This window comes from Mesorhizobium sp. M7A.F.Ca.CA.002.09.1.1 (assembly GCF_003998555.1).
Classification (GTDB): Bacteria; Pseudomonadota; Alphaproteobacteria; order Rhizobiales; family Rhizobiaceae; genus Mesorhizobium; species Mesorhizobium ciceri.
This window is the reverse complement of the sequence record NZ_RZRR01000142.1, coordinates 1-8,437: the sequence shown is the minus strand read 5'-3', so window position 1 is coordinate 8,437 and position 8,437 is coordinate 1. Positions and strand designations below refer to the sequence as shown.

General features: G+C 63.1%; 11 protein-coding genes. 6 read left to right on the top strand and 5 right to left on the bottom strand.

Annotated features, from left to right (window positions below; genetic code table 11):
• Both EN994_RS09070 and EN994_RS09065 read right to left on the bottom strand, forming a co-directional pair.
• A partial coding sequence (locus tag EN994_RS09070; RefSeq protein WP_127307491.1) for a hypothetical protein occupies positions 1 to 1,339 on the bottom strand: 1,339 nt, incomplete at its 3' end.
• Between the two features lie 210 nt (positions 1,340 to 1,549).
• The gene (locus EN994_RS09065; protein ID WP_063167995.1) at positions 1,550 to 2,293 is read right to left on the bottom strand and encodes a 3-oxoacyl-ACP reductase family protein; all 744 of its coding nucleotides are present in this window, start codon (positions 2,291 to 2,293) and stop codon (positions 1,550 to 1,552) included.
• Positions 2,294 to 2,392: 99 nt separating this feature from the next.
• On the opposite strand from EN994_RS09065, the gene EN994_RS09060 reads away from it, so the two are divergent.
• Together EN994_RS09060 and EN994_RS09055 are read left to right on the top strand one after the other, a co-directional pair.
• Complete coding sequence (locus EN994_RS09060; RefSeq protein ID WP_063167994.1) at positions 2,393 to 3,007, top strand: TetR/AcrR family transcriptional regulator; 615 nt, start codon at positions 2,393 to 2,395, stop codon at positions 3,005 to 3,007.
• 55 nt (positions 3,008 to 3,062) lie between these two features.
• The gene (locus EN994_RS09055) at positions 3,063 to 3,458 is read left to right on the top strand and encodes a rhodanese-like domain-containing protein (RefSeq protein WP_063167993.1); all 396 of its coding nucleotides are present in this window, start codon (positions 3,063 to 3,065) and stop codon (positions 3,456 to 3,458) included.
• A gap of 13 nt (positions 3,459 to 3,471) precedes the next feature.
• On the opposite strand, the gene EN994_RS09050 is transcribed toward EN994_RS09055, so the two are convergent.
• Positions 3,472 to 4,380, bottom strand: coding sequence for an alpha/beta fold hydrolase (locus tag EN994_RS09050; protein WP_027161593.1), 909 nt, complete (start codon positions 4,378 to 4,380; stop codon positions 3,472 to 3,474).
• Positions 4,381 to 4,427: 47 nt separating this feature from the next.
• Here EN994_RS09050 and EN994_RS09045 point away from each other — a divergent pair, with 47 nt between their 5' ends.
• A complete protein-coding gene (locus EN994_RS09045; RefSeq protein WP_013531696.1) occupies positions 4,428 to 4,880 on the top strand; it encodes a MarR family transcriptional regulator in 453 nt (150 codons plus the stop codon).
• A gap of 18 nt (positions 4,881 to 4,898) precedes the next feature.
• Here EN994_RS09045 and EN994_RS09040 read toward each other — a convergent pair whose 3' ends face one another.
• On the bottom strand, positions 4,899 to 5,510 hold the full coding sequence (locus tag EN994_RS09040; RefSeq protein ID WP_063167992.1) for a pyridoxamine 5'-phosphate oxidase family protein: 612 nt from the start codon (positions 5,508 to 5,510) through the stop codon (positions 4,899 to 4,901).
• A 65-nt stretch (positions 5,511 to 5,575) separates the two neighbouring features.
• Complete coding sequence (locus tag EN994_RS09035) at positions 5,576 to 5,929, bottom strand: DUF971 domain-containing protein (protein ID WP_013531698.1); 354 nt, start codon at positions 5,927 to 5,929, stop codon at positions 5,576 to 5,578.
• Positions 5,930 to 6,128: 199 nt separating this feature from the next.
• On the opposite strand from EN994_RS09035, the gene moaA reads away from it, so the two are divergent.
• The 3 genes from moaA (at position 6,129) to EN994_RS09020 (ending at position 8,128) form a co-directional block, all read left to right on the top strand.
• Complete coding sequence (moaA, locus tag EN994_RS09030) at positions 6,129 to 7,124, top strand: GTP 3',8-cyclase MoaA (protein WP_013531699.1); 996 nt, start codon at positions 6,129 to 6,131, stop codon at positions 7,122 to 7,124.
• A gap of 90 nt (positions 7,125 to 7,214) precedes the next feature.
• Positions 7,215 to 7,649, top strand: coding sequence for a hypothetical protein (locus EN994_RS09025; protein WP_244514299.1), 435 nt, complete (start codon positions 7,215 to 7,217; stop codon positions 7,647 to 7,649).
• Positions 7,650 to 7,768: 119 nt separating this feature from the next.
• On the top strand, positions 7,769 to 8,128 hold the full coding sequence (locus EN994_RS09020; RefSeq protein WP_013531701.1) for a hypothetical protein: 360 nt from the start codon (positions 7,769 to 7,771) through the stop codon (positions 8,126 to 8,128).
• Positions 8,129 to 8,437: the final 309 nt, after the last annotated feature.

Below are 8,437 nucleotides of genomic sequence, written 5' to 3'. Positions count from 1 at the left end.
CCCAATAGGGATGGAAATCGACCTGCTTGATCTGGTCGTAGAAGAAGGAGGTCTGGTTGGTGGTCCGGCCAATGACGGCACGCGTCTTGAGCTTTTCCTCGCCATTGTCGATGTAGCTCGCGGTGAAGGCCGGCTGGTTGATGAAGACGCGCGGGCTGCCGAGATCGGAGGGCAGCCAGCGCAGTTCCTCCAGCGCCACTTCCACCTTCAGCAACTTGTCGGCCTTGGATGTTCCGGCCAGCGACGCGACGGTGCGCGGGCCGATGACGCCGTCGCCCTTCATGCCTGCCTTTTGCTGCACGGCCTTGATGACCGGGATCAGTTCCGGATCATAAACTTCGCTGGTGGCCAGCCTGGACAGGACCTCGCCATAGGCGCCGCCCATCTCGTCATCGAGATTGCGCGCGATCAGGGTCAGCAGCTTCGGCAGTTCGGGGCTGGTTTCGCCCGGCTTCAACAACAGTTTGGGGTCGACGACGATTTCGTTTTCCGCACTGGCCTGCAGCGCTTCCAGTTCGACGCGCAGCGCCTGGTATTCCGCATTCTGCGGGTGCCGCGATTCGAGATAGGTGCGCACCTGCTGGGTATGCGCCAGCGTTTTCAGCACGCCTTGCAGATCGAGCGGCTTGGCCGGGAAATCATAATAGCCGGTCATGCGGTTGGGATCGACGCGGCCGTTCTGGGCGTCGTGGGCATAGCGCAGCACACGCGCCGAAAGCGCCATCTCGAAACGGACGAGTTCTTTCAGTTGCGCATTGGCATCGGTCGTCGATGCGCCGGCAGCGGGCACTTCGACCGTATAGTCGGCGGGCGTGAGGCCATAGCTTGAAGCCTCGCCAAGCACCCGCACCGCATCCTGCGCACGGCTGTTGAGGCTGGTTCCGCTTATCCAGATGAAATCCGGATTGGCCGAGTAGTACGCGATCAGCGCCTTGGCGATGTCGGGCTCGGCTAAGAATTCGTAGTCGCCCAAGCTGGCAACCGCATCACGAAACGCGGCACCCGTAGCCGACGGGACGAAGGCGGCGTCCTGCGGTGTCGCCTGCGCCGGCGTCGCGGCCAATGCCGAGAAGTCGACGCGAACCAGCCGGTCGGCCTTGTAGGTGTAGTAGGACGGGCTGCTGATCTTCACATTGCCGCCGCCGCCACCGGACACTTTCGGCTTTGGCTTGTTCTTCGGTGGCGGGGGCGGAAACTCGCCTTTCGGCGCATGCCTGACGCCGCCGCCGAAAAGCATGTCGAAGAGCCCCTGCGCGCCTGCCTGGGGTACACCGAAAGCCAGCGTCGCCGTGATTGCCATCAGCGGCATCACGGTTGCTTTGTTTCCGAGGAATTTCATGAATCACCCGCTCCGGCCGCAACCGGTTCCCGTTCCGCACGCTCGATCGTCCCGCTCACCGCATGGCGGATGTAAGGCGCGACTATACTGATTCATACCGATTTCGTTAAGCTTTCATAAATTTTGGAAAGCCTGTTGCAGAACGGTTTCACAAGATCGTGACGGCTGGAGCGGAGGGTGGTTCCGCCCCAGCCGGAAATCCCCGCGGGATCAGGCGTTGGCGCCGCCGTCGATGGTCAGGGCAGCGCCGGTGACGAAGCGGCCTTCCGGGCCTGCGAGCCAGGCGACCATGCCGGCAATGTCGTCGGCCTTGCCGAAGCGCGGCGTTGCCATCTTCCGGCGCTGATGCTCGGCATGCGGGCCGTCGGCCGGGTTCATGTCGGTGTCGGTCGAACCGGGGTGGACGACATTGGCGGTGATGCCGCGCGGGCCGAGGTCACGCGCCAGCGCCTTGGTCAGGCCGACCAGCGCCGCCTTGCTGGCTGAATAGGCCGTGAGGCTGCCGTCGGCCCGCTCGGCAAGGTTGCTGCCGATCGAGATGATGCTGCCGCCCTCACCCATATGGGCGGCCGCGGCCTTGGAAGCGATGAATGGGGCCCGGAGATTGACCTCCATGGTCTCGTCGAAATCGGCGAGCGACAGCGTGTCGATTGGGGCGGCGCGCCAGATGCCGGCGCTGTTGACCAGGATGTCGAGCCGGCCAAAGGCGGTTACGGCGTCGTCGACTGCCTTGTCTAGGGCGACCGCATCGCGGTTGTCGGCTTTGATCGCGATGGCGCGGCCGCCCTTGGCCTCGATCTCGGCGACGACAGCGCGGGCCTGTTCCTCGCCATGCACATAGGTCAGCGCGACGCTGGCGCCATCGGCCGCCAGCCTCCGCGCAATCGCTGCGCCGATGCCGCGACTGCCGCCGGTGACGAGCGCGGCCTTGCCGTTCAATCTGCTGGAAGACATCGAATTCTCCTTTTATGTAATGATCGATACATAAATATCTGTCAGCCTTGCCCGCTGGCGTCAACTGAATTATGTATCGATCAACACAGAAAGAGCGTCATGTCGGAACGAGGCCGTCCCCGCACCTTCGATCGAACCGCAGCCCTGCGTTGCGCGATGCAGGTGTTTTGGGCGCGTGGTTACGAAGGTGCATCGATGAGCGAACTGACCGCCGCCATGGGCATCAACTCGCCCAGCCTCTACGCTGCCTTCGGCAGCAAGGAGGCGCTGTTCCTGGAGGCGACGGATTTTTACTCGCACACCGAGGGTGCCGACATCTGGCTGGCATTGGACGAGGCTCCGACCGCGCGGCAGGCGATCGAACAATTCCTGTGCCTGACGGCGAAAGCCTATGCGCAGAGCGATCGCCCGCAGGGCTGCCTGATCACGCTGGGCGCACTGCATCAGGATTCGAGCCGCGGCGCCATCTGCGACGATCTGCGCCGCCGTCGTGCCGAAAACCACACCGCCCTGCAAAAACGTCTGGAGCGCGGTATTGCCGAAGGCGAATTGCCGGCGGATTTCGACGCGAGCGCTGCCGCGACCTTCTTCGCCACGGTCCAGCACGGCATGTCGATCCAGGCGCGAGACGGCGCCTTGCACGCTGCCCTGCTGGCGACGGTTGCCGGGGCCATGGCTGCCTGGCAGACGTTGGCCGGCGGCAACGCGGCGTGACAAACGCCGGCTGGTGTGCTCGAAATCCGCCAGCAAGGCCGGGAGGGACGAGAGCGTGAAAAAGGGTTATCGCGAGCTGCTGGACGAGGCGAATGCCGTGATCGAGGTGGTTTCGCCGGAGGAAGCGGCCGGGCTGCTCGACGATGAAGACACCATCTTCGTCGATCTGCGCGATCCACGCGAAGTGGAACGCGACGGCCGGATTCCGGGCGCCAAGCATGTCACGCGCGGCATGCTGGAATTCTGGATCGACCCCGAAAGCCCTTACCACAAGCCGTTCTTCGCCTCGGGAAAGAGCTTCGTGTTCTTCTGCGCCGGCGGCTGGCGCTCTGCCCTGGCCACAAAGACGGCGCAGGACATGGGGCTTTCGCCGGTCAAGCACATCCTCGGCGGCTACACCGCCTGGAAGGCCGCCGGACTGCCGGTCGAACCCGGCGAGCAGAAGAAATAATCTCGACCGCCGCTCAATGCAGCAGCAATGGCTCGCGATGCGTCACGAAGCCGACCGCGCGTTCGACCACGCCCTTGTCGGCAAGAATGCGGCGATGGCCAAGCCCGTCGGCCCAGTAGAGCCGCACATGGCCGCCGGCACCGGCATAGCGCCTTGCGTGATCGGCCGAGACTTCGCGGTCGTCCGGCGCGTGGATGACCAGGGTCGGCACCGGTGCCTGGGCGAGCTGGCGGTCGCCGGTGAATTCGTGCAGCGGCCGGCCGGAAAGATGCTCGACCCGGTCCGCCATGGCGGCTTGCGAGCGCGGGCCGACATTCAACATATGACTGAAGTCGGCAAAGATCGCCGGCAGGGAACTTGGCGCCGCGATCAGCACCAGGCGTCCCGCCGCCAGCGGCGGGATGTTCTTGACCGAACCGGCGATGGCATTGGCGGCGACGGCGCCGCCGAAGGAATGGCCAACCGCCGCCGCGAACGGGCCGAACCATTCGCCGGCAACCCGCACCGCATCCACCGCATTGACCATGTTCAGGCGCCGGCCCTGCGACTGGCCGTGGCCAGGCAGGTCGAGCGAAACGACCCTGTAGCCGGCGGCGCGATAGCCTTCGATCAAGGCGCGCATATATTCGGTGCGCGAGCGCCAGCCATGGACGACGAGCACCGTGCCGACGGCCGCCCTGCCCGGCTCGGGCCGGAACTCGTGCACCATGACGCAGCCGGTCGCGGTCTTCAGCCGGTGATGACGCGCCTCGGTCATGAACCCCGTCGCACGCTCGACAGCGCGGCGCTCGCCATCGCTGAGCGCCTTGACATTCGGGGTGCGGCAGAACAATTCGAACGCCGCGCGTCCGCTGAGCCGCGGCGCGACACGCTCTGCCGCACCGAACACGCCCCGGATGACCTTCAGCCCGAATGATGCCATAGTGAGAATCCATCCATACGTTCAAGCATGAACATAATAGTTCAAAGATGAACAATAAACAAGAGCTGCCTTGGGACAACCCGCGTTTCCGCAACTGGGTCGCGGTGGCGCGCGCCTGCCATGTGCTTGAGCGCACGCTGGCGGTGAAACTTGCGCCGCTCGATTTGAAGCCGGCGCAGCTCGACGTGCTGATGAACCTCTATCGCCACCCCGGAATGTCGCAGCACGATCTTGCCCGCAAGCTGCTCGTCGGCCGCTCCAACATCACCATGCTGTTGCCGCAGCTGGAAGCGCGTGGCCTGCTGCGTCGCGAAGGCGACGAGAAGGACAAGCGCATCCTGCGGCTCGCGCTCACCGAGGCCGGCGAGGCGCTGCTGATGCAGGCGCTGAAAGTGCATATGGCGCTGATCGAGAAGGCGATGAGCCAGTCGACGCCGGAGCAATGCGACATGATCGGCGAGCAGATGCGCAAGATCTATGATGTGCTGAATGAGGCTTGAGCGCCCTTCAGCCCAACCTTACCACATCGTCTTCTTCGCCCGTTCCGGCCATTCCTTGTCGTAGGTTTCGCCGTCGATGTTCTTGCGGCTGGTGATTTCCAGGATCTGTCCGGGCGTCGGCAGCGACTTCGGCTCGACATGCCTTGCCGGGTTCCAGAGCTCGGAGCGGACGATGGCCCGGGCGCATTGGAAATAGACCGCATCGATGTCGACGACGGTCACCGATCGCGCCGCCTTGCCGTCCACCGTGAATGACGCGCACAGCGCTGTATCCGTTGTGATGTGGGCGCGGCCATTGACGCGCAGCGTCGTGCCGGAGCCCGGCACCAGGAACAGCAGGCCGACGCGTGGGTCGCGAATGATGTTTTTCAGCGAATCGGCGCGGTTGTTGCCGCGTCGGTCCGGCATCATCAGCGTTTTCGGATCATGGATGCGCACGAAGCCGGCGAGATCGCCGCGCGGCGAGCAATCAAGCCCCTCCGGCCCGCTGGTCGCCAGCGCGACAAAGGGCGAGGCTTCGATGAAGGCGGCATATTCGGGAATGATGTGGTCGAGTTCCTTGACCAGCGAGGCCTCGCCTGGAACGCCATAGAGTGCCTCGAGCTGCTCGACCGTGGTGATGACGGACATGTTTTCGCCTCCAAACCTTTGCCGGCGCTACCCCAGATCGATGACATCTTCACGACAGCGATGCCCTAGCGGTCCCGGCTAAGGCCCTTTTCCGCAAGCTCCGCGAGATAGGCTTCCCAGCGCGCATCCTTCTCGTGGCCGAGCGTATGCAGGTAATTCCAGGTGAAGATGCCGGTGTCGTGGAAATCGTCGAAGGTGATGCGCACGGCGTAGTTGCCGACCGGCTCGATCTTCAGGATCGCCACATTGCGCTTGCCGGGGACCGTCACCCGCTGATCCGGCGAATGGCCCTGCACTTCGGCCGATGGCGAGGCGACGCGCAGCAGTTCCGCCGGCAGTTCGAACGGATGGTGGTCGGGAAAGGTGACGGACAGAAGTTTGCGGTCCTTGGAAACCCTGAGTTCTTTCGGTGCGGTCATGCTGTTCGATCCCGTGTCATCCGCCCTTCCCTACGCCGCTTCGCCAAACGGGAAAAGGTCTGATGAGACCGACCGACATGCGATGTCGGCTGAGAGATGTTACCAAAGATCGAGAGGCGCTATCTTGAACAGCAGGCCGGATCGTATCACATAGCGGTATATAACGAAGCCGTTCACGGCCACGGGAAGCGCTTGAAGCATGGACATGATTGATCCTTTCGGCCGCACGATCAGCTATCTCCGCGTGTCGGTTACCGACCGCTGCGATTTCCGCTGCACCTATTGCATGGCCGAGGACATGGCCTTCCTGCCTAAGAAGGACCTGCTGTCGCTGGAAGAGCTCGACCGGCTGTGCACGGTTTTCATCGAAAAGGGCGTCAGGCGATTGCGGCTGACCGGCGGTGAGCCGCTGGTGCGCAAGAACATCATGCATCTGGTGCGCCAGCTGTCGCGGCATCTCGAAAGCGGCGCGCTGGAAGAACTGACGCTGACCACCAACGGCTCGCAGCTGTCGCGCTTTGCCGCCGAACTCGCCGATTGCGGCGTCAGGCGCATCAACGTCTCGCTCGATACGCTCGATGCCGACAAATTCCACAAGATCACCCGCTGGGGCCATCTCGACAAGGTCATGCAAGGCATCGATGCCGCGCAGGCGGCCGGGCTCAAGGTCAAGCTCAACGCAGTGGCGTTGAAGGATTTCAACGACGCCGAGCTGCCCGAGATGATGCGCTGGGCGCATGGCCGCGGCATGGACCTGACGGTCATCGAAACCATGCCAATGGGCGAGATCGATGCCGACCGCACCGACCAGTATTTGCCGCTGTCGCTGCTGCGCGCGTCGCTCGAACGCCAGTTCACGCTGACCGACATTCCCTTCAAGACCGGCGGCCCGGCGCGCTACGTCCAGGTCGCCGAGACCGGCGGACGGCTCGGCTTCATCACGCCGATGACGCATAATTTCTGTGAGAGCTGCAACCGCGTCCGGCTGACCTGCACCGGCACCCTCTATATGTGTCTCGGCCAGGAAGATGCCGCCGATCTGCGCGCGCCCTTGCGCGCCTCGGAAGGCAACGAGCTGGTCGCCGAAGCTATAGACGAAGCCATCGGCCGCAAGCCCAAGGGCCATGACTTCATCATCGACCGCCGCACCAGCCGCCCATCGGTGTCACGCCACATGAGCGTCACTGGCGGCTGATCTTTCCGTGAAATTCATGCAATATCGCTTCGGGATCATGACTTCGAGGCGAGCATGCGGCTGCACTCTTCATTCCTGGTCATTGCGACAATGGCAGCAACCAGTGCGGTCGCCGCGCCATTCACCTATGTGAACGATCGCTTCGGCACTGTCTGCACCTTTCCCGACGACGTCTTCACCGATCGCCAGCCGGAGCCCGACAATGGCGACGGACAGCAATGGCTGAGCGCCGATGGCGCCAGCCTGATCTGCTCGGGCATCCTCAACGTCGACGACGACACGCCGAAAGGCTTTGTCGCGGCGGAGAAGGCGAGCAAGAAGCCGGGCTACAAGGTCACCTACAGCAAGGCCGGAAAGGACTGGGCCGTGCTGTCGGGCCTGAGGGATGGAAAGATATTCTACGAGCGACGTCTGTTTGGGAAAGACGGTATCATCCGTACGGTCTGGGTCGACTACCCGCCGGCGCTGAAGTCGAAATACGATCCGCTGGTCGGCGCCATCGCCGGCAGTCTCAAGGGGCCATGACGGTTTCGGACCACACCCCAGAAAAAGTCTTGTTCGCGAACCGCAGCCGGATTTACGGCCAGTCTGTTCCAGCCTAGCCTTCCCCTGGAAGCTGCTCTTCGCTCGCAGGGGGATACACCATGCGCAAACTCGTTCTTTCTCTGGCACTGCTTGGCCTCGCGGCCGTGCCCGCGGCGGCGCAGTCGATCGGCGGCACCTATACGGTCGCCGGCACCAACTTCGACGGCTCGGCCTATGGCGGCGAAGCCACCATCACGCTGACCAGCGGGACGACCTGCGCGATCCATTGGGAAACTGGTGGCTCATCTTCCGACGGCATCTGCATGCGCAACGATGATGCCTTCTCCGCCGGCTATGTCATGGACAAGGACATTGGCCTCGTCGTCTACAAGGTGGCGGCGGACGGTTCGCTGCACGGTCTTTGGACGATCGCCGGCAAGGAAGGCAATGGCACCGAGGTGCTTACGCCGAAGAAGTAAGTTCGCCATCGCAGGCGATATTCCGGGCCACAAACAAGGCTGTGGCCCAGTCCTTTGCTGTTGCTGTTTCATGCCCGACTGTTACAGGCTTGCTGCCTAAAGCGCGTCGCGTTTGAACGGATTCAGGCCACGCGCTTCAGGTCTTTGTTTCTTATGCATGTCGTTTCCCCAAAACCGAGGTCACTTTTGGGCGATATGTATTAGCAGAACCGGTAGCCGTCTTGCCCCTGTCTCCAAATCTTCACGGCGCGTTGTTCATGATGGTGGCGATGGCCGGCTTCACCCTCAACGACGCCATAACCAAATACT

Bases quoted from the DNA above. Each gene is read 5' to 3' on its own strand.
- EN994_RS09050 (WP_027161593.1), bottom strand. From the start codon at position 4,380: ATGGCATCATTCGGGCTGAAGGTCATCCGGGGCGTGTTCGGTGCGGCA.
- EN994_RS09020 (WP_013531701.1), top strand. From the start codon at position 7,769: ATGCGCAAACTCGTTCTTTCTCTGGCACTGCTTGGCCTCGCGGCCGTG.
- EN994_RS09045 (WP_013531696.1), top strand. From the start codon at position 4,428: ATGAACAATAAACAAGAGCTGCCTTGGGACAACCCGCGTTTCCGCAAC.
- EN994_RS09040 (WP_063167992.1), bottom strand. From the start codon at position 5,510: ATGTCCGTCATCACCACGGTCGAGCAGCTCGAGGCACTCTATGGCGTT.
- EN994_RS09035 (WP_013531698.1), bottom strand. From the start codon at position 5,929: ATGACCGCACCGAAAGAACTCAGGGTTTCCAAGGACCGCAAACTTCTG.
- EN994_RS09025 (WP_244514299.1), top strand. From the start codon at position 7,215: ATGGCAGCAACCAGTGCGGTCGCCGCGCCATTCACCTATGTGAACGAT.
- EN994_RS09065 (WP_063167995.1), bottom strand. From the start codon at position 2,293: ATGTCTTCCAGCAGATTGAACGGCAAGGCCGCGCTCGTCACCGGCGGC.
- moaA (WP_013531699.1), top strand. From the start codon at position 6,129: ATGGACATGATTGATCCTTTCGGCCGCACGATCAGCTATCTCCGCGTG.
- EN994_RS09060 (WP_063167994.1), top strand. From the start codon at position 2,393: ATGTCGGAACGAGGCCGTCCCCGCACCTTCGATCGAACCGCAGCCCTG.